Source organism: Ruegeria sp. H4, from assembly GCF_056533065.1.
In genome coordinates this window covers 718210-743313 of sequence record NZ_JBQFOC010000001.1, presented here as the reverse complement: position 1 = coordinate 743313, position 25104 = coordinate 718210, and the positions used below count along the sequence as shown (strand labels likewise).

Here is a 25104-nt window from a genome sequence, read left to right as displayed (position 1 = left end):
ATGCGCTCCTCCACCCTGTTTGGAATATACGCTGCTGTTCTTGTCGGGTTTCTGGGCGGGCTTGCGGGGCTGACCCTCTACAGTCTGGAAAAAACCCGCTGGTGGGATGCTCGGATATTGCTGGCCCAAGAGTCTTATGGACTCCATCTCCATCTCCGGCTCGAGGCAGACCTTTATCGCCTGTTCAAACAACATGGCGACGCGCTCCTGATCGGCGATCGGGATGACGGCGCTCGCGAAGCAGAGCTGCAAGTCAAAATCGCACAAACTCTCGAAGACATTCGAAATGTCATCGCGCGCGAAATCCAGATGGTTGGTGACGAGGAAATCGAAGAACTGGATCTGCTCGATCAGATTGAAGATGATATTGAATCCGTGAACGCAGCCATCGCCAGTCTTACGGCAGAAGGTAGCCCGATTGAAACTTTTGTCCGCATCGAACGCCTGGCAGCCCTTCTGGATGGGGATATCGATGACGAACTTGATCAAAAAATCAAATCCGCGCTCGACGAAGAAGTCGAGGAAGTCGAAGACGTTCTGGCTGAGGCCGCAGCCTTCCGGGAATGGAACAAACGATTGGTCTACATGATTGTAGCGGCCGCAATCGGAGTGCTTCTGGTGGTCCTCGTGTCTTTCAATCGCCAAATCAGAAAGCCTTTGATCCGGCTTGCCGAAGGCATTGGCCACCTGCGTAGGGCCGATTACTCTAAGCCTGTGAGGCTTGGTGGGTGTCGCGAGTTCAGGGAACTCGGTACTGTTCTGAATAGCATGGCCGAAGGTTTGGCCGCACGTGAAGCCAACCGCGCGGAACAAAAAAAACAACTTGAACAAACCGTTGCGGCAAGAACATCCGAGCTTCAACAGCTCATCGACAAACTTGAAACTGGGGAAGAGAACCGCAAACAGTTGATGGCCGATATCAGCCACGAATTGCGCACGCCGCTGGCTATCATACTTGGAGAGGCCGATGTCACATTAAGGACATCTGATGAGCTGTCCGAAGAAGTCTCAGATTCCCTCGCCCGTATCCGGGATTCTGCCAAGCACACCAATCAGATCGTAGACGATATGCTGACCGTGGCCCGGTTCGAGGCGGGTCAGCTGCGCCTTGATCGCCGGAAGATCGACCTGCGAAAGATATTGCACGATGCAGTCGCCATGTTCCCTGAGCCGGTCCAAGTCGAAACACCCAACGACAAAGTTCTCGCATCCGTTGACGAAGTCCGCCTGCGCCAATCGCTTCTCGCATTGCTGCAGAACGCACGGCGCTATGGCGGACCAACGATAGAAGCCAAGCTGGATGAAGGCCTCGCTTCTTGCACATTTACGATCGAAGACAACGGGCCCGGTTTAAGCGCCGCAGAAAAGTCCCAGGCATTCAACCGCTTCTATCGGGGGTCGAACGCCTCGGGCCAAGGGATCGAGGGCAGCGGTCTTGGTCTTCCCGTCGTCAAATCAATTGTCGAGGCCCATGGCGGAACCGTTGATCTTCAGGACCGTCCCGAGGGTGGCTTAAAAATCGTCTTAACACTTCCCAAAGGCCCCAGGATGAAAGTTGTACAAGCCGATACGTGGCGAGAGACGGGCTGATGTTCTTTTGTTTTTCTGAATTTCTGTCTTCAGAGCTGAGGAAGCCATAATCCCTTCGGCATTGTGATGGATTGATACGGCTAGTGAGTTGAGGCATGGCATGAATATACTACTTGTTGAAGACGAGATTCGCGTTGCCGACTTCATCCGTCGCGGTTTGTCCGCAGAAGGATGGACCGTCGATCACGCCTCAAGTGGCGAAGATGCGCTTGAGCACGCGACCACAGGCGAATACGATGTCATCCTTTTGGATCTGATGCTGCCGGGAATTCAAGGGCAGGATGTCTGCCGCAAGTTGCGCGCCCGTAAATCCAAAATCCCCATCCTTATGCTGACCGCATTGGACAGCCCCGAAGAACGGGTCGAAGGATTGAAAATCGGCGCTGACGACTATCTTCCGAAACCCTTTGATTTTGACGAGCTCATCGCTCGCGTTGAGGCGTTGCACCGGCGCGCCAATAGCTATGCCAGCGATCTCGGAGGCACCGTCATCAAATGCGGAACCCTGAGCTTTGACAGACGCTCCCTCCACGTGACCGTGGCTGGTGAGGAGGTTCAGTTATCTAAAAAAGAACGCGATCTTCTTCTGCTTTTTTTGACCAATACGGGTCGGGTTCTGTCCCGAGAGCGTATCCTCAATTCCGTATGGGGCATGAACGAAGATCCATTAACCAACGTCGTCGACGTTTACGTTGGCCGCCTACGGCGCAAAATTGGACTGGAGGGTCAGCGGATCGTCACCCTCAGAAATGTTGGGTATAGGATGAGTTGAATAGCACACCGAGAGCTTTGACTGTAAGTTTAGTTGGCCTCGACAAGATCCGCAGCCAGAAGATGGTCACTTTTTTGTTCAGAACTGACATTCCCGGCAATCAGACGAGTTAAGGCATCGCCCTCCTGCGATTGGACTCATCGCCACCTCGCTAAAAAAAGGCGCAAAAAGTGGCGAGTCAGACTACTTTCGTTAGTGCTGCTCAAAACTCTCTTGTCTGCTCCAACGGCTGCTGTGAGTACTCTGTGCAGGCATCAGTGCCAGAGGCAGCGTTTCCTGTTCATTTTGGCAGTACCGACACTGTCCACACGTGGATCCAAGCCAAGGTACGCCGACTCGCTGTCCGGTCTCTAAACCGGTAACAGAACCACCTTTTTCCAGGATACGTCCGACAACTTCATGCCCTGGAACCAACGGAAGTTTAGGGGGTTTCAGGTCCCCATCCACCACGTGCAGATCAGTCCGACAGACACCACAGGCTTCAATCTTGATCAAAATTTCATGTTTGCCTGAAGGCGGGATATCAATGTCTTCAGGATGAAGTGAGCAACTATGACCCCTTAAAACCATTGCAAGTGTCATGATACTGTTCCTTGTAATGGACCGTTCGATCACATTCGAGAGTCCCCATGTTTAGAATTACTTAGAAACCAGGCTAATACAAATCCACATAAGCGCTGACGTGAAACCGCCTCTCGGACTAAGGTTATTGTAGCACGCGGCAATGAGAGCGTGGCTTGATCCAACGCAAGGCCCTCGGCCCGGTCGCCCAATAGACTCACCGTCGAACCCAATAACATCGCGCCGAATCATGAAGAAGTACTCATTCGTTTATCTGGCACTGGCTGCGCTCGTGATCGCAGGTGCGCTGCTGTATTCCATTGTCTCAAATAGCGGTGACCAATTGCCGGTTGGATTCGTTCAAGGAAATGGGCGGATTGAAGCAGAGCAGGTAGAGATTGCACCCACTATTGCTGGTCGTGTCGAGAATGTCCTCGTGGCTGAAGGCGCTATGGTTGCCATCGGTGATGTCCTGGCAGAGATGGATATAGATGAGCTATCCGCTGCGCTGGATCGGGCCAAGGCAGAGGTGGCCCTTGCGCTTCAAACGCGGGCAGAAGCAGAGGCGCTGGTTTTGCAACGGCAAAGTGAGCATCGCCGTGCCGCCCAAGAACTCGAACGCGCAAAAGCACTCCTAACGGGGCAAAACATCTCTGAAACCGTTTTTGAAGAACGCGAAACCATCCATCAAGTTGCCACCGCAGTTTTGGGTGCCGCCAAGGCACGCGTTGCAACCGCAGAAAGCCGGATCGCCGCTGCCGAGGCCGAAGTTCGCCGGATTGAGGCGCAGATTGAAGACAGTTCCTTGCTGGCACCAATGCCGGGGCGTGTACTTTATCGATTAGCAGAACCCGGCGAAGTCGTCGGTTCGGGCGAGCCGATCCTGACCCTTCTCAGTCTCGAGAATGTGTATATGGAAATATTTCTTCCAGCGCGCGAAGCCGGACTGTTGCCTATCGGCGCCGATGCTCGCATCGTGCTTGACGCTTTACCCGAATACGCCACGCCCGCATATGTCAGCTTCGTCTCTCCTGAGGCACAGTTCACGCCCAAACAGGTCGAAACCCTTGATGAACGCGAGCAATTGGTCTTTCGCGTCCGCGTCCGTATCCCTCAGGACCTGGTTGAAAGCCGGATCGAACATGTAAAAACGGGCCTGCGTGGGATTGCCGTTGTCCGGATCGACCCTGCCAGCGCTTGGCCCGAGGTGCTTGAACAGCGCATCCCGCAAGAGCTGTTCGAATGAATGCTACAGTCGCCGCGTCAGAGTTCCGCATCGCCGGTGTGACGCACAGGTATCGCAAACACATCGCGCTGAATTCTGTATCCTTGGAACTACCGACCGGACAGCTTGTCGGCTTCATTGGACCGGACGGGGTAGGTAAGTCCACATTGCTTGGGTTGATCACTGGTGCAAAGAAACTGCAATCCGGGTCAATCAACGTTCTAGGCGGTGCAATAGATGAACCTGCTCATCGTCGACGTATATGTCCCGCGATCGCATTCATGCCGCAAGGTTTGGGTCGGAACCTCTATTCAGAACTGTCGGTACGCGAAAACTTGGAATTCTTCTCGGGCCTGTTCGGCCAGGGGCACAATGAACGTGATGTACGGATCGCCGCGTTGCTATCGGCGACGGGGCTTGCGCCTTTTGAGGATCGCTTGATGGGCAAACTCTCTGGCGGGATGAAACAGAAGCTGGGCCTATGCTGTGCATTGATTCATGACCCCAAGCTCCTGGTTCTGGACGAACCAACAACCGGGGTCGATCCGTTGTCACGCCAACAGTTCTGGGCATTGATTAGCGCGATCCGAGCGGAAAACCCTAAGCTCTCTGTCCTGGTTTCAACGGCCTATATGGAGGAGGCCGAAGGCTTTGACCGGATCATTGCCATGGACGCAGGTCGCGTCATCTTTCAGGGCAAACCCGCCGAATTGAAGCGCAACGACAAGGATTTCGAAACCGCATACCGACGCCTGCGGGCCGATGGGGCGTCTGGTTCAGAGCCAGACCAGACAACCGTTCGACAGATCGAAACGGATCCGGTGATCACTGCTCGCGGGCTGACACGGCGCTTTGGCGATTTCACCGCCGTGAACAACGTCGACTTTTCAATCAATCGCGGAGAGATTTTTGGATTTCTGGGATCAAACGGCTGCGGCAAATCCACGACGATGAAGATGCTGACCGGGTTGCTGCCGGCCAGCTCAGGTGAGGCATCGCTGTTCGGCAAACCCGTTGACGCCCGGGATCGAAAGGTGCGCCGCGAGATTGGGTATATGAGCCAGGCTTTCTCGCTGTACGGCGAATTGTCGGTACACCAGAATCTGCAGTTGCATGGTCGCATTTTTGCAATCCCGGACCGTGATGCGCGCATTTCGGAGTTGACTGAACGCTTCGGACTGGCCGCACATCGTGATACCTTGGCGACCTCTTTGCCCCTTGGGATCAAACAGCGCCTATCTCTGGCTGTTGCAATCATCCATCGCCCGCGTGTGCTGATTTTGGATGAGCCAACCTCCGGGGTGGACCCCGAGGCACGAGATACGTTTTGGGCATTGCTCGTTGAATTGTCGCGAAAAGACGCTGTAACGATCTTTGTCTCCACCCACTTCATGGCAGAGGCAGAACGATGTGACCGGGTTTCGTTCATGCACGCAGGCGAGGTCTTGGCCGAAGGCGCACCAGCCGAACTGATCGCCGCCGAAGGTGCAGACAGCCTTGAGGAGGCCTTCATCTCAATTCTAGAGGCGGCGGAAAAACCAGCGCCAGTTGCAGCGCCGAAAGTTGATGTAGCGACCAGTTCCGAACATGTGGGCGGGAGTGTCGGGCGTGCACTGGTTTATACAAGACGCGAGGCCGTCGAAGTGGCGCGCGATCCTGTTCGCCTTGCCTTTGCGTTTCTTGGGTCTGCCATTTTGATGTTAGTTTTCTGCTTTGGCATTACGCTAGACATTGAAGAGCTGGATTTTGCAGTTCTGGACCTTTCTCAGGGTCCTGAAAGCCGGGCTTATGCGACTGAGTTAGCGGGGTCATCCTACTTCAAACCCACGCCCCCGTTGAACGGCGCTGTGGAAGGGCGCAATCGGCTAAAAGCCGGAGACGTTTCGCTGGTCATAGAGTTGCCGCCGGACTTTGGCCGTAAGCTGCGCACAGGAGAGCCGACACAGGTCCTCGCGACAGTCGATGGTGCCATTCCGTTCAAAGGCGAGACGGTTGAAGGATATGTCGCGGGGCTGCATCAGACCTTTCTGGATGAATACGCCCGTAACACCGGGCAACGTGACTTCGAAATTGCCCGGATAGAACCACGATTTCGCTACAATCAGAGTTTTGAGAGCATTGCAGCAATGGCCCCGGCCATGCCGGCGATTCTGCTTATCATGTTGCCAGCCGTCTTGACGGCGGTCAGCGTCGCGCGTGAGCGTGAACTGGGATCTGTGGTGAACTTCTACGTAACGCCGACGACTCGGCTCGAATTCCTGATCGGTAAGCAAATCCCCTACATTGTAATTGCGTTCGCTAACTTCCTGTTGCTGGCAGCGATGACCATTTTCGTCTTCGGTGTTCCGCTCAAAGGCGACCCAATTGCGCTGGCTGTTGGTGCGTTTTTATATGTCTGGGCTACGACGTCCTACGGATTGCTGATTGCTACAATGACATCCAGCCAGGTGGCGGCGACATTTGCGACGGCCATCGCTTCGGTTGTGCCGACCATCCAGTTCTCGGGCTTGTTGCAACCCGTTTCGACTTTGGAAGGGGGCGCGCAGTTCATCGGCTCGCTCTGGCCGTCTTCTTACTTTCTTCACTTGAACGTCGGTGCGTTCACCAAGGGCTTGGGTTGGGAAGCTCTTGCACCGGACATTTTGGCGCTTGCCTGTTTCGGGCCGGTGCTCACACTAATCGCCGCCCTTTGCCTCCGCGCGCAGGAGAAGTGAATGCAACGCCTCTATTGCATATTCTGGCTGGGGCTGAAGGAAATGATGAGCCTGCGCCGCGATTGGGTGATGATGGCCTTGCTGGTCTGGTCGTTCACGCTGGCTCCGATCATGGAGGCAACAGGCGTTGCAAGCTCGGTGAACAACGCCTCGATCGCATTTGCAGATGAGGATAACTCTCCCTTGTCGCGCACCCTTGCCACGGCGTTTTTCCCGCCGGAGTTTCAACCGGTCGTGCAAATTGAACCGGGGACTGGCCCAACGCATATGGATGCCGGGCGGTTTATCTTTATTGTCGCCATTCCGCCGGGGTTCGAAAAAGACCTGCGTGCCAGGCGCACGCCAGAGATTCAGGTTCTGATAGACGCCACGGCCATGGAGCAGGCAGGTATCGGCGCCAACTACATCACCAATATTCTGAGCGCCGAGATCCATCGCTTTGCAATCGGGGTCGATCTTGTGGATCCCCCCTTAGTCAATGTCGTTCTGAGAAGCGCCTTCAACCAAAACAGAGATACAGTGCGTTTTGCAGGCATCGTTGCGCTGATCGGTCAGATCATGTGGCTCACGACCATCCTGACGGGTGCCGCCATGATCCGGGAGAGAGAGCACGGAACAATTGAGCATCTGCTGGCCATGCCCCTAACCCCGCTTGACATCGCGATGGCGAAAATCTGGTCCAATGCGGCGGTTGTGCTGGTCGCAGCAGGGTTGTCGCTGACATTTGTCATGCAGGGCTCGCTGGATATCACCATTGTCGGTTCAAAATCCTTGTTCCTGATTGGAACAGCCCTGTTTCTGTTTACCGCTACCGCACTTGGGGTCTTTCTGGCTACGATCGCGCGCTCGATGGCGCAGTTTGCGCTTCTGGTCATGCTGATTGTCCTGCCAATGCTTATGCTATCCGGAGGGGAAACACCTGTCGAAGGGCAACCAGCTTGGCTGCAAGCCGGAACGTTGTTTCTGCCGTCGCGCCACTATATGTCAGCCAGCCAAGCAATCGTTTTCAAAGGTGCTGGCGTTGAAACGGTCTGGCCGGAATTCGTTTGGATGACTGTTTTGGGTTTGGCACTGTTAATGACAAGCCTGTTTATGTTCCGAAGGTCGGTCGCTCAGATGAGCTGATGTGAACCATTCGCGTACGCCGTCTTCAGGTATATTGGGAACGACAGTGGGCAAATACCGCGCGAATTTGATCTCGGTTAATGTGAATGCGCCTGAGGGCATGGTAAAATTGGTTCACCGTCTTCTTTCTAGAGAGTGTTCAAATGCCCACAAAATCAGTCAAACCCGAGACACAGGAGGCCCTGACCGACGTGCTGAAGTCCATGCGGGGCATGATGTCTATGAACCCCGCGGTCGCGCCACAGATCGAACAGTTTTGGAAAGCGCAGGACCATCTGCTGAGCGAGGCGGAGGAATATTCCCGTCTTTGGTTCAAACGCCGCCACGACGCTGCACGTACTGCGCTGCAAACAGCCCGGGAAACCACGAGTGGCGAAAACCCAGATCCGGCCAAAACGATGCGGGCGGTCACCGAATGGCAACGGCATTCCATGGAACGAATGGTGGAAGATGCACGTGAGTGGTTCGAAATGGTGTCACGTTGTGCAAAATACGTGAGCGAAACAGAAGCAGACGCCATCGGCGAAAGCGTGGAAGCTGCCTTCAGGGGCGCGGGCAAATCCAAAAGCTAGAACCGATTAAACCCGTTTGATGCAACCTGTCTTCGACAGGCGCGGTACTATCTGACCCTTCACGTGTCGCTGGCCAAGGCGAGTGATCACTATTTCGATAGCGCGCTGGCAATATTGCGTGCTTATCCAAACGTGAGTGAACGTGCAAAGCAGGGACCTAGCATTCAGGTCTGATGAATGTAAGTGCCCGGCGCCTTGGGCAGTTTGTCGACCCCCTTTCGTTTCCCACCCATCAGCGGGGGCGCAACTTCACCAGACGAACGGTTTATTATCCAATCCGCCATCGCGGGCCACCAGGACCCTTGTCTTATTTCCGTCGCTTCCAGCCAATCATCTGGTGAGGTATACAGCGCGTCCGACGGTCTGTGGCCCTGACGATAGTGGCGGTTCTTGTGCCCCGGCTCGCTCAGGATACCGCCATTGTGACCACCATTGGTCAACACGAAGGTGAGGTCGCCGTCGGTAAACAATCGTATCTTGTAAACTGAGCGCCACGGAGCGATATGGTCCGACTCTGTTCCGACCACAAACATGGGAACACGTATATCTTTGAGCGCGACAACCCGTCCTTCGACAGCAAACCGTCCGGCGCTCAGCCGGTTTTCCAAAAACAGTCCGCGCAGATACTCGGAATGCATCCGCGCAGGCATCCGGGTTGTGTCATTGTTCCAGACAGTCAGGTCTGTTGGAAGATCGTCTTCACCCAAAAAATAGCGCCTTACTGCCCGCGCATAGATCAGGTCTTCGGCGCGGATTGTTGTAAAAGTCCGAGACATCTGAGGGCGGTCCAAACAGCCCTGCAACCACATCAGATCTTCAACAAAAGCGACTTGGCTGTCGTCGATAAACAGCAATAATTCACCGGCCTCGGCAAAATCAACCTGCGCTGCCATAAGTGTGACGCTGGCAAGCCGGTCATCGCCATCACGTTGCATCACCGCAGCTGCGATCGCCAAAAGTGTGCCGCCGAGACAATATCCATTGGTATGTATTTTTTGACCCGGGACGATGCTTTCTATGGCGTCGATCGCGGCCATCACTCCGTTGAGACGATAATCCTCCAGACTAAGGTCAGCTTGATCGGCCATCGGATTGACCCAGGACATCATAAACACGGTAAAGCCTTGCTCGACGAGATAACGCACCATGGAGTTTTCCGGAGAAAGGTCGAGCACATAGTACTTCATGATCCAGGCAGGCACAAAAAGGATTGGCTCGGCCTGCACGTTCTTGGTGCGCGGTGCGTATTGAATCAGTTCGAACAGCTTATTGCGAAAAACGACCCTGCCGGGAGTTGCGGCAAGGTCTTTGCCAACCTCATAACCCTGAGGGGCAGGTTCGTGTTGTTGCGTTATGGTATGGGCAACATCTTCAAGGAAATGAGTACTGCCCTCTATCAAATTGCGACCACCGGTCTGGATGGTACGATTGATGATTTCCGGGTTTGACCACGGGAAATTAGATGGGGAGATAAGATCAAGGGCCTGGCGGATCTGAAACTGAGCTCGTTCCGCGTCGCGCGGCGCGATGCCCGGCATTTCGTCCGTTGCTGCCTGCCACCAATCCTGTGCGCTCAGAAAAGCTTGCTGCCATAGCGAAAATGGCACCTTCTGCCAGCCGGGTGCACTGAAGCGGTGGTCTTGCTTGCGTGGCTGAAACGGCGGAGCAGCTTTTGCTCCGATCGCCATCTCGCAGGCATAAACCCAGAGTTTTGCGGTATCGCGCGCGGCGCGCTCTGTCAGTTCAAGCTGGCGCCCGGGGGAACGACCCAGATGCAGGGCCCAATCCATCCAAGTGGCCATAATCGAATGCGGCGATACACCGGCGGTGGCACGGGCAAGCGCCGCACGCGTAGCGCGGTCAAGTTTCTCATAGGGGTGTCGTGGGGTATTCTGCCCAGTGTCTGCCGCAGGAATCTTGCCTTTAGCAGACAGCTTGTTAGGAGATATTTCTGTCATCTGGGCTCTCCAATCTGGGCAAAGTGCGATGAAGCTGCGATCCTAAACCTTCGCGGCCACCAGACCCAGAGCGACCAGGCAACCGCCCATCTTCATTGGACGTATTTGTTGTCGCCGCACGGAGACTGCGCGCCCCTCCTGCAGTAGCAGCAAGCGTCCAGCAAACCGCATAGCTATGCTTCTTTCTCTATTTCGGCAGCATAAAGAACTCTTCCAGCACAATCTTGCCTTCCTCAACGGAATAAATGGCAATCTCGCTAAGAGTCATGCTTTGTCCGGTGTCTTTCTGCACGACCTCGGCGTGGAAACGCACCCCAAAGCGATTGGGAGGGTGAACATAGGGGCCGTCTGCAGTAAGATTCTGTATTTCATGCGTTTTCAGCCAGTCTTCTCGCTTCGCTTTGATGGCATCGCGACCCTTTGAAATCCGAAACTGCCGTACCGGAGGCACAACCGCCTCTACGGATTGAGCGTTTTCAGCGTACATCGCGTCAACGCTTGTTAAGCCTTTGCGATCACGCATCGACTGAACAAATGCCCGGCCTATTTCAACTAGCGCTTCCATGAGAGATCTCCTGCTGTGTTGATGACTGTACCTCTGTGCGCTGTGTTCAACCTTGACGAAGATCAAAATGGAACAACTCTGAGCATCGGATTGTACGGCCTGCGCCCCCTCCATTCACGCGATGGAATCGAAGGATGCCTTTGGAGCCGGAACGTCAACGCATTGCGACACAACGCACGCAATCCGAATTGCACAATGGAAGCTGAAAAAACGTGCGCACATTAAACCCGTATCTTTGATTTGAACCAAATCAAATACGGCCAAGGCAGGACCACGTACAAAGGAATCGCTCAACTATGAGAGTCTGTCGTGGCGGTGCGACTAGGCCATCGCTGCGAGGGCGCATCAACCCCAAGTTCACTGCAGCAACGACATCGCGCAGACGTGTCTTAAAAGGAGTCTGAAATGCCAGAACGCCTTAAAGTTCTGCCTGGAACATCTGGGGCCCTGCCGCACACGCAAGAAAGTGTTGATGTGCTGAAGAACCTGCAAACAATGTCCACCGGGCTTACATCAGAACAAGCTAAACTCCGTCTTGAGGAATTCGGACGCAACGAGCCGCCGCCGTCAAACAGACAAAATGTGATCCTACGGTTCCTGGCACACTTCCACAACGTTCTGATCTACGTGCTTGTCGGCTCAGCAGCTATAACCTTTTTGCTGGGGCATTTGGTGGACACTGTCGTCATTCTTGCCGTTGTTCTGGCCAATGCCTGCATCGGGTTCGTGCAAGAGGGTCGGGCTGAAAAGGCAATGGATGCGATCCATCAGATGCTCGCCCCAAAGGCTGCAGTTTTACGTGATGGGCGACGGATCGCTATCGATGGTGCCGAAGTTGTTCCCGGCGACATCGTTCTGCTCGAAGCTGGTGACAAGCCCCCTGCCGATATTCGCCTGATCGAAGCGCATGGCATGAAGGCACAAGAGGCTATTCTGACAGGCGAGTCCGTTGCCGTTGACAAAAAAGACATAGCAACTGACGCGGACGCAACGCTTGGCGACCAGCGCGGCATGGTGTTTGGCGGCACGTTGATCACGGCCGGTCAGGGACGCGGCGTTGTGACAGCAACCGGCACACGGACCGAGATCGGGCGCATTAGCCGGATGATTTCTGAGGTCGAGTCACTCTCAACGCCTCTGGTACGCCAAATGGATACCTTTGCGCGCTGGCTTACACTTTTCATACTCGCCGTGGCCGCGATCCTTCTGGCTTTCGGTTATTTCGTGGCTGAATACAGTTTCATTGAATTGTTCATGGCAGTTATTGGTCTTTCGGTTGCCGCAATTCCCGAGGGACTTCCTGCGGTCCTGACCATCACTCTGGCGATCGGTGTGCAGTCTATGGCACGCCACAATGCTATTGTGCGACGCCTTCCGGCAATCGAAACGATTGGCTCAGTCTCGGTCATCTGTACAGACAAGACCGGCACCCTGACCCGCAACGAAATGTTGGTGACCAATGTTGCTGTAGGAGGTCATTTCTTTGACATTCAGGGCGACGGCTATGATCCCGCCGGTGCTATTGTCGACGATGGTTCGGAACCGATACAGACTCTGCCGCCGACCCTGCGGGATTTGGCAACCGTCGCGCTCTGCTGCAACGACGCAACACTTGAACAACGGTCTGGTGTTTGGGATGCAAACGGTGACCCGATGGAGGGTGCGCTTCTGTCCTTCGCCGCAAAGGTCCTGGGCCCTTTGGGCGCGGCGCGGGCATCTTGGAACCGCCGCGATGTGCTACCCTTCGATGCGCAAAGGCGTTTTATGGCGACGCTGGATCAGAGTGAGGCCGGAGCACGTAAGGTTTTTGTCAAAGGCGCGCCCGAGACACTGCTGTCTCTTTGCGAAACACAGCTCGACGCCGATGGCAGCGCGCAGCCAATTGACCACGAAACATGGTCCGCGATCGAAGATCGCTTTGCCTCGGCAGGGTGCCGGGTTTTGGCGTTCGCCTTCCGTCCTGCACACGAAGGTGAGACATGTCTAACGTCGCAGGACTTTTCGGGGGATCTGGTCTTCCTTGGGCTTGTTGGCCTGATCGATCCGCCACGCAAAGAAGCGAAACATGCGATTGCCGCCTGTCAGAACGCAGGTATTGCGGTCAAAATGATAACCGGTGATCACGCCGGGACAGCTGCAGCAATCGGCAAGGACATTGGTCTGGTCCACACCGACAACATTCTGAGCGGTGCACAGATCGACAAATTGGACGATGCCGCATTATCAGTCGCGGCTCTGCAGACGGATATCTTCGCCCGCACGAACCCGGAACATAAGTTGCGCCTAGTCCATGCGCTGCAGGCTCACGGACTGACGATTGCCATGACGGGCGATGGCGTCAACGACGCACCGGCGCTGAAACGCGCTGATGTTGGCATTGCCATGGGCAGAAAAGGATCCGAAGCCGCGAAGGAAGCCGCCGACGTCGTTCTCGCTGATGATAACTTTGCAACGATCGCTGCAGCGGTACGCGAAGGTCGCACGGTGTTTGACAACATAAAAAAGGTAATCAGTTGGCTGCTGCCTACGAGCGGAGGTGAAGCACTGGTTGTTATCGTCGCACTTTTGCTGGGACTTACACTACCCGTTTCGCCAATACAGATACTGTGGATCAATCTCATAACTGCCGTAACACTTGGCATTGCACTCGCTTTTGAGCCGACCGAAGAAAGCACAATGCTTCGATCGCCCCGGCCACGAGATGCACCGATCCTGGGCGGCGAGTTGGTCTGGCATATCATGCTGGTCTCCGGTCTGTTTTTGGCCGGGGTCTTTAGCATTTTTACCTATGCCGAAAAGCAGGGTTATTCGCTGGAGCTGGCGCAAACGCTGGCGTTAAACACATTGGTGGTAATGGAAATTTTCCACCTTTTCTTTGTGCGCAACATCTATGGAACGTCTCTGACTTGGAAGGCAATCCGAGGCACGCCCATCGTTTGGGCCTGTGTGGTAACCGTCTCTGCAGCTCAACTCGCTGCAACATACGTTCCGGGTTTTCAGAACGTACTGGGGACCGCTGCCGTCAGTCTTAAGGATGGCCTCCTCATTATTGGCTTGGGTATCGCGCTGTTTGTACTGCTTGAGTTGGAGAAACAACTCGCCCTCACCTTGGGTGCGCGGAATCAGAAGATGTGCAATCATCGGGCTCGCTAGTGCGCAGACAAATTTACTCTTTCAAGAACGTCGTCACAGATGCTTCCAATGCGGCCCAATCCGTAAACTCCTGTGTGCCATCTCGCGGATCAACATTCCGGTCCTTCAAAACGACATGACGGATGATTTCTTTTTCAAAGTAGTCATAGCTATCGGGACGCACCGCGCCGGCGACCAGGGCGGTCACGTCTGGTTTAAAGAAGGTTCTCAGCAGCATTTCAGCCAGATAATCCTGAGCCTCCTCCAGACCCTCAGGAGAGGCAGCCTTAAGACTCACCGAGAGCATAAGCGACTTTCGGGCTCCAAGAGCTTCCCGTTGTACTTCTATGAATGTCTCGAATGGCTTGGGATGCCGTCGCTCGTGGACTGAGGCCACAAGAACGACCTTATCCACGCCTTCAAAGGATACATCACCCATCATTTTGCCGGTATCGAGCAGCTTAGTTTCAAGACCGGCTTCCTTGGCAATTCCTTCGACGAAATGCGCAATCTTGGCACTTTGGCCTTCTACGGTACCGTAAGCAACAAGCACGGTCATACCGACCTCCCCAAACGGTCTGAAACGCATGGATAATATCAGTACTACTTGCTATTAGCGTTGATCTTGATCAATGGGCCCTAGTTGATGGCGTTCGAATTTACCGACGTTCTAAGAACAATTTGCGGTGAAAAGCTCTGTTTCGTCCCCAAGACAGGAACGGCTTGCCAACTCAATGAGTTTCAAAATCAGTTTGGATTATCCGGAAGTGGATGCAGCAGCACATTCAAGTTTGCAGTCAAAAGCGTTGTTTTGAGTAACTCTTGGGAAAAGAAGCCGGTCAATCAGAGGTCTGTTGGCCGTCTGGCAAGAGTATCAACTTGTTGTCTGTGTCTGCAGAACCGACAACTAATGAGGTCAAACAAGAAACACTCAACGGGTTACGTGAACCGCACACTTTGCATGATGAACAACCCTATTCGCAGTCGAACCGAGAAAGATGTTCTCAAAGCCAGGTTTATGCGAGGCTATGGCAATGCAGTCTATGCCATTGTCGCTCGCGAAGTCGACGATTGCTCTGCCCGGATGACCTGAAATCAGCTGGGCTGTTGCTCCCGGCAGTTCCAGTGTTTTCTGATGCAACTTTTCCTGAAGCTCGCGGTGGGTACTCTGCAGCACCTCCTCTGGAATCTGAGATGCGACGTATGCAGGAATTGGGTCCTGCACATGAAGTATCGTAAATTCAGCATCTGCATCAGCCAAGAGTCGTGCGGCTTCAAAGGCGGACTGAGTTTCGTGGTCGCTATCCAGCGCCACAGGGATCAGGATATTTTTATACATTTGAATTCCTCTCCACTAACAGCGATGACTGCTCATCGACCTCTTGGTTGTTAACCTCTCAGATTGGCTCTAAGTGCGTGAACATTCCGACCTTCAATGCAACTACTGCATTATCACCAATCTATTTTTTAACGCACAGCTCTCCCCGTCGGTAGCCTATGCAAGGAGGCGGAAAGTGGTCCCGCTCCACTTATGACGAGTTACTCCACCTGTATCGTCTCGAGAAAAGACAGCAAATTCGCCAGTCGCACACCGACAATCATCTGCTGGTCATCCGAAAGAGAAAGCGCAATATGTTGATCGGAGTCGAATACCGGTCCGAAAATAGGCATTTCTCCTCCATGAGCGAGCAGGGGCGACCGTCCATCAATCATGCGGGCGATCAACTCTGTTGGGAATACACCGTCGTTTTGCGCCGACAATTTGGTGAGATCGGGTGTTCTGATTGCTAGCATTTCTGCCATCGGTCCGTTCCCAGTCGCTTCAAACCCGTGGCATTGCCAGCAATAGGTTCGATACAGGTCGTTTCCGCTCTGAACGCTGACTTCTTGTGCCTGAACGGCACCAGAAGCAATGAGCCCCAATACAATCCCTCGTAAGATCAGCAAATCCTCCTCCTTTGCACATGACTTACTCAACAGCAGTTTAAGCGATATCGCCCAAACGCTGCTTTGATTTCGCTCATTGTGGACGCGTCACCTACGATTTTTTGGAGTTGATTTAGCTATGCGACTAACTTTGTCCAACGACGTTGATTGTCTCGGCGAAAAACGCGAAACGGACAGCTTGCGCTGCGATCCAAATGGCCTGAGCGAAACCCAGTCTGATGAACTACAAGCTCTCTACTATCGCATCCCAAAACACAGTACCGCCACGCATATTGCTGCAACCACGATCCAGATTGCTAGGGAAACCCGACGACGCAATGGCATTCGGTTGAGTTGATCAATCATAGTCAAACCTTTCCGAAAGAATGCGGTCCGAGGCGGTGCCGCGCGCAATCAGATGATCTTCGACCACGTCCATCATGATCGCGGGTCCGCAGAGCACAAAAAGCCATTGCGAGTACTGATCAGGAGTCAATACACGATCAAGCAATGGACCATCTATCACGCCGGTTTCGCCGTCCCAGTCTTCAGGCGGCTCTGAGAGCGTGAACACCACGTTCTCCCCAGCCAACTCGTCACGATTCACGATCTGGTCTACCTTTCGGTTGCCGTAGATCAATTGGGCATCTCTTGAGCCGTCGGCCAGTCGGTTTTGACGCAAGATACTGAGCATCGGAGCAATTCCGACCCCTCCCGCGATCAGCACGACTCCGGGTTCCTGTCGCCCATCGATAGTGAGACTACCATGCGGACCATCCAGATAGCAGAGTGTACCCGGCTCTATTTGTTCCAGTGAACCCGTAAAGTCTCCGAGCTCTTTGATTATGAAAGAAATAACTTGCCCTCCGGATGGAGCGGAGCTTATGGAGAAAGGGTTTTCATGCAGTGAAAAGACACTGTTACCCACATTCAGCCAGACAAACTGGCCCGCCTTGAAGATCAGCCCATCGTGGCCAACAGGACTGATCACAAGTTCCCACTGTTTAGGGGTCAGTCTGCGTACCGCCTCCACTTTCCATGGCCTGCGGTGCTGTCTTAGCGGTTCGACCAGATAAACAAATAGAAGTGAACCCACGGCAATCGCTGTCATAACAGCCCACATACCCATTATCAGCGGATGTGACGTGTAGCGTCCCGCGGCGATGGTGTGATGTAGTAGCAATCCTGCAAGCATCAAAGCACCGATCCCGTGGGCGAGGCGCCAAGCTTCATATTTGCATCCTTGGCTCGTTCGGCTGACAGCGGACAACACCAAAGCGGGTAACAAAAGATACGCGAAGATCCCTGTTGCGAGGGCCGTCAGGTCTGTTGTGAGTGTCAGTTGCCGTGTTTCGTCCCAGGGGCGCGGGCCCCCAGAAACTGAGCCTTGGTAGAACAGCGGATGTACAATGGCAAAGGCCAGAGCGACGCGCGCCATAACCTGGTGAACCCTCATTGTAACGTCCATACCAATACCGGACGAAATGCGTCTGAAACGACCCGATAGGATGAATTCGACAAGTATTATTGAAAAGGCCAGCATACCCAGTCCGGAGGCAATTTCCTGGTGCCACCGCCGGGAGGGCCAACTAAGCGCGTAAGAAAGCCCAAGCGGCAACAGGAGCACGGCCAAATAGGCAGAAACTAGGACCAGGACCCTCATCGAAGCTGAGTTCTTAGAACAGCGGAGCCTATTGAAACGAAATCACTTCGCCACAATGCCGCTCTGACAAACTGGGCATTCATGCACTTACACTCCGCAATACAAGACAAAGGAAAACCCTTGCAAAGCCCCCCGATACCCGGAGTAGATAACACATAAACTTCACATAAATTTCGCAACGACTTGACGTGCAGAATGGAACGCGAGTTATTCTTGGGCCTCCATTCTTCAGCCAATCTATGCATTTCTGTCCATTACGATTGAATTCTTCCACATCGCATGCTTGGGAAAGCCGAACCTACTAACCGAGCCGAGTATTTTTTTGAGTTAGGCGCGATAGACCAGTCACAATTGAGTACGCTTTGTTAAGAGACTCAATTGCCTCAACAGATAGCCTTACAGTTGCTGCGAAGCACCAGTTACTCTTCCTTAGTTCGCGGAAGGTGGAATGTAGCAATCTGTGGCATCCAACGTCTTAACTGGGTCTTCCGGACCACATTGCTCCCCGGTTATCGGATAGGTGTCGCTGCTTCTTTCGCAAGCACCAAGCGGAATGGGACACGTCAAAACGAACAGGGCGGCAACAGTTTTTTGCATAACAGACCTCCATTATTGCTCTCTCAAGAAAACCCAGAACCGCGAAAGGTTCTATGACTTGGATCAATGGATTCGGTGATTTGCCTGTGGTTTAAAAAAACAGAAATTCAAGAACAAGTTCTCAAAATCAGAGGTTATGTCTTGATCCGAAGCCTAAGCAGTGCGCCAAACACGGCGACAGGTTCGGCCAGACCACTGATTTCAACTGAACCAAAACTTTTTAGTCGATCGATACCCGAAAGAGCGTCATTGGTCGCGGCATCCAAAAGCATCGCCGCACCGAGCGATTTGCACCTCGCCTCTAACCTTGAGGCAAGATTGACGGGATCTCCGTAAACCGTGAACGACTGGCGGGTGTCGGACCCGATCGTGCCTGTCACCAGCTCTCCGCTTGCGATGCCAATTCGGATTGAAAGCCCATGCCTGGCAGCGGTCAAGTGCAAGGCTTCCGCAGCTCTTACCGCCGCGTCCGCAGGCCTCTCGACTTTGACTGGTGCGTTGAATGTGACAAGAAACCCGTCGCCAAGATAAGAAATCACGATCCCATTTTCGGCTGAAACATCCTCGGTCGCGTCAGTGAGGAAGGCATCCAGACGTCTAATCACTTCGTCCGGGGAATGTTGCGAGGAAAATCTGGTGAACCCAGCAATATCCATCACGAGCGCCGTACCAAATGATTTCTGAGGTTTCAGCGGAGCGTTGTCGTCAATGAGCTTCTTTGCGATTTCTTCTGGCAGGTATTTGCCAAGAAGGTCCGAAACGTGTTGTCTCTTTGCGCGTTCCCGACCGCGCTCCAGATCAGCTTCAACTTGCGCAAAGAAGACCGCTCGGCTCCTGAATACAGCAATTGCTAAAATGCACGTCGCAAACAGCAGCATTCCGGTTTCTTCGATGCGATTGCCGCGACCAATAAAGTCAATGGAAAGAAATACAGCCTCATAGGTTTGGCGGGTAGCCATCGCAGACATATCTGCCCATGACAGCGTCCGCTCCATTGGTAACGTGACCCAAAAGAATGCCGCCCACCATCCAAGCACGCAAAGGCCCCCAGTCCAGAGCACGAGACGCCAGGAAAGGCTGAGGCAAGCCAATGCGACAATCGGAAAGAGGTAGTATATTCCATAAGCGCGGAACGCGATGATCTGTGGCACGTCGTCGGCCCTGCTGATGGGGACGAGCGCAAAAAGTGAACAGATCGCCAGTGAATCCAGTGCGTAAACGGCATATTTGATCCACGGCCTGTCATAGCTGGTACCAATCAACACGAGATGGGTGACACCAATTGCAGTGAACGCGAACAACGCGAAAGTCGTGACTTGGCGCGTACTGAATTCAGGAAACAACAGTGTTGAACCCAAGTACCAGAAAAATGCTGCAGCGGTGATAGAGGTGCGACAGGCAATCGCCAAGCGTAGTCCGCGCTGCTCGGCCTTTGTGAGTCTTCTTTCGGACTCCAGTGTGAATTTTTGCGCGTCGATTTCGGTCAAATCTGGCTCCGCCGAATAGGAGTTAAGTCAAATACATTCGTCGCAGGTTACAGAGGTTTCTGTTTCCAATGTGAATAATACCAAAGTGTATCGTGACTGACATTCATGCATTCCCGATCAACGCACGAGAAAACGCAGATGAAGCGCAACCATTTTGACCCAAACTCCTCTGAGGACCAAAACAACCTAGCAAAAAAGTCTGACTTGAGACCGCGTTGAGAAACAATAGCCTCTGTGCGATTGTAACCGGGCTAACCAAGGCAGGACAGCGACGTAACTTTTATGCGGAGAAAAACACTCAGTTTTGCAGGTATTCCCAAGCTTGAGATATGACAACTGACCCTTCACCCACCGCAGAGGCAACGCGCTTGACCGACCCGGCGCGTACATCGCCCACGGCAAAAATGCCGGGACAAGACGTCGCGAAAGTTGATCCGGCATTGGCCTCGTTGCCCGTGACCACAAAGCCGCGTGCGTCCAACTGGCAGCTCTGTGACAGCCATTCGGTATTGGGTGCAGCCCCAACCATCACAAATGCGGCGCTGCAATCGAGTGGCCAGTCTGATCCGTCATGCTCAATGATGACCCTGGACATGGATTTGTCCCCAAGAAGTGCCTTTAGCTGGGATTTGTAGTGGATGGTGATCGCCGGATCCGCCTCTAACCTTGACAGCAGGTAATCGGACATCGATGCAGCCAAGCTGTCTCCTCGCACCAGCACATGGACATGTTTTGCTGATCGCGACAGGTACATCGCTGCTTGCCCCGCAGAGTTTCCGCCCCCAACCACGACGACATCGGTGCCCTTGCAATAGCGCGCTTCCATCTCGGTTGCAGCATAGTAGATGCCCAAACCCTCAAAGTCCTTCAGTCTTTCCAACGGCAGACGCCGGTACTGGACCCCCGTGGCGACTACGACCGAGCGTGCCCTTAGCTTTTGCCCATCATCCAGCGTTACACAAAACACGCCATCGGATTGACGTTGCAATTGTTTGGCCCGTTTTGGACGAACAAATCGGGTGCCAAACTTCATGGCTTGGACTTCCCCTCGCCATACAAGGTCTGCACCCGAAATGCCTGTTGGAAAGCCCATGTAGTTCTCGATCCGACTGGATGTCCCAGCCTGCCCCCCAACCGCGAGGTCCTCCACAACAATCGCAGACAGCCCTTCCGCACCAGCATAGACCGCAGCCGCGACCCCGGCCGGACCACCTCCAACAATCAAAACATCTATGACCTCTCGACAATCGTAAGACTGTTCGAGCCCGAGCAATCGGGCGACCTTGGCTGGGGTCGGGTTGTCAACCACCAGGCTGTCACCAAAGATAACCGCGGGCTGATGGCCTGTCAGGTGGCAGGACTGCGCGACCTCACATGCGGTCTCAGAACCCAAATCCATCGTTTGGAATGGGATCTTGTTTCGGATAGCAAACTCTTCGATTTGACGGATATTGCGATTCAGGTCAGCGCCAATCAGTTTCAGAGAGCTGTCGTTGTCTTCGATTTGACGTCGGCGACGTGCGGAAAAAACAGTGATGATGATATCTGACATTTCCGGAATGCGCGACATAGCGTCCAGCATCTTCTCGCGCGGCACAGAGATAGCGTGCGTGTCCTCTCGCGCCCGCATCGGCAGCGAGTAAACCCCGCCGCTGAGAAACGCGATCTCTCCCAGAAACTGCGTCGGCCCAAGAGACGTCGGTAGATAAGCCTCTCGCGTTTGAGGATCAATTACCTCAACCCGACCGTCGACAATATAGATAAACTGGTCCATTGGATCACCGACCTCGGCGATCATCTGGCCTGCTTCAAAACTCACTTCGGTGCCCAACGCTTTCAAGGTTTCGACATGGCTCTGGTGCAAAGGCGTTCGCGTCATTTCGCGAAGATCGGCTGCTAGGCTTTCCATGTGCAGTTCTCCTGATGATCGGCGCTGTTACAAGACCTAGCGGCTATTTCGAGATTTTCACCCATTCATTCGGCACTAACGATTCCGCCACAGACCCGCGGACGTTTGTATCCTGCTTCCCGCGCACTGAACGTTTCAAATACGTCTGTCACTGCACCATTGGCTCACGTCGTGGCTTGTCGCATCGGGAATAGCGTGCGCATGGCAACGTAGAAAACAGGTGTAAAGAACAGCCCGAGCAGAGTTACGCCGGACATGCCAAAAAACACCGCCGTTCCAAGCGCCTGTCGCATCTCAGAACCGGGGCCGACTGCGATCATCAAGGGCACAACGCCGAGAATGAACGCGAATGCAGTCATCAGTATTGGCCGCAAGCGCAATTGGCTGGCCTCGACGGCGGCATCAATAGCTGACAACCCTCGTTCTTCCTGCGCTTGCTTGGCGAACTCCACGATAAGAATGGCATTCTTTGCAGCAAGCCCCACAAGAACAATCAATCCAACCTGCGTCAGGATATTGTTGTCCATACCTCTGAACATAACCCCCAGCATTGCGCCCAGCACTGCGAGAGGAACAATCAAAATAATGACCATCGGAAGCGTCCAGCTTTCGTAGAGCGCCGCGAGAAACAGAAATGCAAACAGCACCGAAAAGGCGAAAATGTAAGCTGCCGTATTGCCCTGATTGCGTTCCTGCAGGGCGAGTTCGGTCCACTCGTATTCCAGACCGGGTGGCATGACTGCCTCTGCAAGGGCTTCCATTTCAAGCAATGCCTGCCCCGTCGACACACCGGGCGCTGGCGACCCCTGAACCGGCACAGACACCTGTTGATTGTAGCGCTGAACCAAGGCGGGGCCGGCGGTTTCACGGACGGTAACTAGGGTGCCCAACGGAACCAAGGCTCCTGTTGCGGAACGAACTCGCAGACTTCGAATATCACTTTGGTTCAGACGGAATGGCTCGTCCGCCTGCGCACGCACCTGAAAAAGACGACCGAAAGCATTAAAATCGTTCACATAGGCAGACCCGAGGTTGATTGAGAGAGCTTCGAATATTTCGCCAATCGGGACGTTGAGCATTTGTGCCCGAACGCGATTGATCTCAAGATACAGCTGTGGTGATCCGGACGAAAAGGTCGTGAAAACGCCCTGAACTTTATCCGACTGGCTGGCACTGCCCATCACAGCATAGGCAGATTGCAACACGCGGGACATGTCTGCGCTTTCAAGTTCCTGAAGCTGAAGCTTGAAACCGCCACCAGTGCCAACCCCACGGACCGCCGGAGGTGCAATGGCGATGATAAAGGCTTCGCGCAGGGCCTGCATCCGGCCAAAAAGCTGGCCCACAATGGCACCTGCTGTCAGCCCGTTTTCCTGTCGGCTTTCAAAGCTCTCGAAGGTGGTGAAAATCACACCTTGACTGCTTGCATTGGTAAACGTCGCCCCGGAGAAGCCCGCAAATGCCACGGCGTTTGTGACCCCGGGCGTTTCCAATGCTATCTCAGTCGCTTGCTTGATGATATCGTCGGTCCGGTCCAGTGCTGCACCATCTGGCAGTTGCACCACAACGATGGCGTACCCCTGGTCCATTTCCGGTATGAACCCGGTCGGCACTTTTGTCGTGATCCAGTATGTTCCGCCCATCAATCCGGCAAAGACCAGCAGAACAATGCTGCGGATCCCGGTTGAACCAGACAGTGCGCGCACGGTCCGACCATAAGCGGACGCCATTGCATCAAACCCTCTGTTGAACCCATTGCTGAGCGGGTCTGTGACGAAGGCCAAAGGGTTTCGTGTTGGTGCACTGGAGTTTGGCCTAAGGATCACGGCGGCCATCGCCGGCGAAAGGCTGAGTGAGTTGATAGTCGAAATAATTGTTGCGACGGAAATCGTGATAGCAAATTGCCTGTAGAACTGGCCGGTAATACCGGGCACCAGAGCGGCTGGCACAAAGACAGCAATCAGAACCAGTGTCGTTCCGATGATTGCATTTTGGACTTCATCCATGGTTCGGGCGGACGCATCTTTCGGAGACATGCCGTTTTTGATGTTTCGTTCAACGTTTTCGACCACAACGATGGCATCATCCACGACGATACCAATAGCCAGAATGAGCCCGAAAAGCGTCAGCAAATTCAAAGAGTATCCAAGCGCCAGCATCACAGCAAATGTCCCGATGAGCGATACGGGAATAGCGATCAACGGTATGATGGCCGTTCGCCAGCTCTGAAGAAAAACAACGATCACGACAACAACCAGCAATACCGCTTCGAACAAAGTTCGATAGACCGCGTTCACCGAGGCTTCGATGAATTCTGTAGGGTTGTAGACTACCTGATACTCAAGCCCGGATGGGAAATCCTGTGACAGCTCTTCGACAACGGCTAAGATCTCATCCGCCGACGCCAATGCGTTCGATCCCGGTCGCTGAAAAATACCTAGGGCCACAGCCGGTTTGTTGTTCAGGTACGAGTTGGTCACGTAGGAGCGCGCTCCGATCTCAACCCGCGCCACATCCCTAACTCGTACGACGCGCCCGTCGTCAGTCGACTTAACGATAACGCGACCGAATTGGCGTGGATCTTCCAATCGACCTTGCGTTGTGAGCGTTACCTGAAAGGCGCTGTCGGTGGCATTGGGCGGTGATCCCAAGGAGCCACCCGAAACCTGAACGTTTTGTTCGCGCAGCGCCGCAACGACATCTCCTGACGTCAGCCCAAGTGAGCCAAGCCGGTCCGGGTCCAACCACACGCGCGCGGAAAACTCCCGTTCACCGAAAATAATTAGATCGCCAACACCATCAAGACGCACAAGTCGATCTCTGACACGCGAACGGGCGTAGTTGGATACATAAAGCTGGTCAAAGGTCTCATCGGGCGAGAGCATATGAATGACCATCATGAGATCGGGTGAAGACTTGTTGGTCGTGACGCCGAGCGCCCTGACCTCCTGCGGAAGGCGCGGTTCAGCGATAGCAACGCGGTTTTGGACAAGAACCTGGGCAGCATCGAGATTGGTGCCCAGTTCAAATGTTATCGTCAGCGACATAGACCCGTCAGCCGTCGAATATGACGACATGTAGAGCATGCCCTCGACACCATTGATCTCTTGCTCCAACGGGGTCGCGACCGTGGCGGCAATTGTCTCAGCGTCTGCTCCGGGGTAACTCGCCCTGACCACAATCGACGGCGGCGCGATTTCCGGGTACTGCTCGACGGGCAGTTCGAAATACGCGAGCAACCCAACGATGGTTGTAACAACGGCGACAACGATCGCAAAGATGGGGCGAGTGACAAAGAAACGTCCCAT

General features: G+C 54.0%; 17 protein-coding genes. 7 read left to right on the top strand and 10 right to left on the bottom strand.

Annotated elements, in window-relative coordinates:
• Both ACR0KG_RS03660 and ACR0KG_RS03655 read left to right on the top strand, forming a co-directional pair.
• Nucleotides 1-1590 carry a sensor histidine kinase gene (locus ACR0KG_RS03660; protein WP_480826507.1) on the top strand — a complete coding sequence of 530 codons (1590 nt, stop codon included), beginning with the start codon at nt 1-3 and terminating at the stop codon, nt 1588-1590.
• A 100-nt stretch (nt 1591-1690) separates the two neighbouring features.
• The gene (locus tag ACR0KG_RS03655) at nt 1691-2362 is read left to right on the top strand and encodes a response regulator transcription factor (protein ID WP_480550108.1); all 672 of its coding nucleotides are present in this window, start codon (nt 1691-1693) and stop codon (nt 2360-2362) included.
• Nucleotides 2363-2554: 192 nt separating this feature from the next.
• Here ACR0KG_RS03655 and ACR0KG_RS03650 read toward each other — a convergent pair whose 3' ends face one another.
• Nucleotides 2555-2932 carry an alcohol dehydrogenase catalytic domain-containing protein gene (locus ACR0KG_RS03650; protein WP_480545029.1) on the bottom strand — a complete coding sequence of 126 codons (378 nt, stop codon included), beginning with the start codon at nt 2930-2932 and terminating at the stop codon, nt 2555-2557.
• A gap of 241 nt (nt 2933-3173) precedes the next feature.
• On the opposite strand from ACR0KG_RS03650, the gene ACR0KG_RS03645 reads away from it, so the two are divergent.
• From ACR0KG_RS03645 to ACR0KG_RS03630, 4 genes are all read left to right on the top strand, one after another.
• Complete coding sequence (locus ACR0KG_RS03645; RefSeq protein WP_480544897.1) at nt 3174-4169, top strand: HlyD family secretion protein; 996 nt, start codon at nt 3174-3176, stop codon at nt 4167-4169.
• Nucleotides 4166-6862, top strand: coding sequence for a ribosome-associated ATPase/putative transporter RbbA (rbbA, locus tag ACR0KG_RS03640; RefSeq protein ID WP_480550112.1), 2697 nt, complete (start codon nt 4166-4168; stop codon nt 6860-6862). The genes ACR0KG_RS03645 and rbbA overlap by 4 nt, the downstream gene beginning before the upstream one ends.
• Nucleotides 6863-7987 (top strand): ABC transporter permease, encoded by a 1125-nt coding sequence (locus ACR0KG_RS03635; RefSeq protein ID WP_480826506.1) that lies wholly within the window; start codon nt 6863-6865, stop codon nt 7985-7987.
• Nucleotides 7988-8130: 143 nt separating this feature from the next.
• Nucleotides 8131-8559, top strand: a complete 429-nt coding sequence (locus ACR0KG_RS03630; RefSeq protein WP_480826505.1) for a phasin family protein — start codon at nt 8131-8133, stop codon at nt 8557-8559.
• A gap of 164 nt (nt 8560-8723) precedes the next feature.
• Here the strand turns inward: ACR0KG_RS03630 and ACR0KG_RS03625 are convergent, their stop codons facing one another.
• A complete protein-coding gene (locus tag ACR0KG_RS03625; RefSeq protein ID WP_480826504.1) occupies nt 8724-10517 on the bottom strand; it encodes a PHA/PHB synthase family protein in 1794 nt (597 codons plus the stop codon).
• A 187-nt stretch (nt 10518-10704) separates the two neighbouring features.
• Nucleotides 10705-11082: a SnoaL-like domain-containing protein gene (locus ACR0KG_RS03620; protein WP_480544892.1), complete on the bottom strand. Its 378-nt coding sequence runs from the start codon at nt 11080-11082 to the stop codon at nt 10705-10707.
• A gap of 405 nt (nt 11083-11487) precedes the next feature.
• Here ACR0KG_RS03620 and ACR0KG_RS03615 point away from each other — a divergent pair, with 405 nt between their 5' ends.
• The gene (locus tag ACR0KG_RS03615; RefSeq protein ID WP_480550120.1) at nt 11488-14235 is read left to right on the top strand and encodes a cation-transporting P-type ATPase; all 2748 of its coding nucleotides are present in this window, start codon (nt 11488-11490) and stop codon (nt 14233-14235) included.
• Nucleotides 14236-14248: 13 nt separating this feature from the next.
• Here ACR0KG_RS03615 and ACR0KG_RS03610 read toward each other — a convergent pair whose 3' ends face one another.
• From ACR0KG_RS03610 to ACR0KG_RS03580, 7 genes are all read right to left on the bottom strand, one after another.
• The gene (locus ACR0KG_RS03610; protein ID WP_480550121.1) at nt 14249-14773 is read right to left on the bottom strand and encodes a flavodoxin domain-containing protein; all 525 of its coding nucleotides are present in this window, start codon (nt 14771-14773) and stop codon (nt 14249-14251) included.
• 372 nt (nt 14774-15145) lie between these two features.
• Nucleotides 15146-15553 carry a universal stress protein gene (locus ACR0KG_RS03605; RefSeq protein ID WP_480550123.1) on the bottom strand — a complete coding sequence of 136 codons (408 nt, stop codon included), beginning with the start codon at nt 15551-15553 and terminating at the stop codon, nt 15146-15148.
• A gap of 200 nt (nt 15554-15753) precedes the next feature.
• Entirely contained in the window at nt 15754-16161 is a 408-nt protein-coding gene (locus tag ACR0KG_RS03600; protein ID WP_480544888.1) for a c-type cytochrome, read from the bottom strand.
• 337 nt (nt 16162-16498) lie between these two features.
• Nucleotides 16499-17683 (bottom strand): ferredoxin reductase family protein, encoded by a 1185-nt coding sequence (locus ACR0KG_RS03595; protein WP_480826503.1) that lies wholly within the window; start codon nt 17681-17683, stop codon nt 16499-16501.
• Between the two features lie 851 nt (nt 17684-18534).
• Nucleotides 18535-19887: an adenylate/guanylate cyclase domain-containing protein gene (locus ACR0KG_RS03590; RefSeq protein ID WP_480550128.1), complete on the bottom strand. Its 1353-nt coding sequence runs from the start codon at nt 19885-19887 to the stop codon at nt 18535-18537.
• 298 nt (nt 19888-20185) lie between these two features.
• The gene (locus ACR0KG_RS03585; protein WP_480826501.1) at nt 20186-21796 is read right to left on the bottom strand and encodes an FAD-dependent oxidoreductase; all 1611 of its coding nucleotides are present in this window, start codon (nt 21794-21796) and stop codon (nt 20186-20188) included.
• A gap of 164 nt (nt 21797-21960) precedes the next feature.
• A complete protein-coding gene (locus tag ACR0KG_RS03580) occupies nt 21961-25104 on the bottom strand; it encodes an efflux RND transporter permease subunit (protein WP_480826500.1) in 3144 nt (1047 codons plus the stop codon).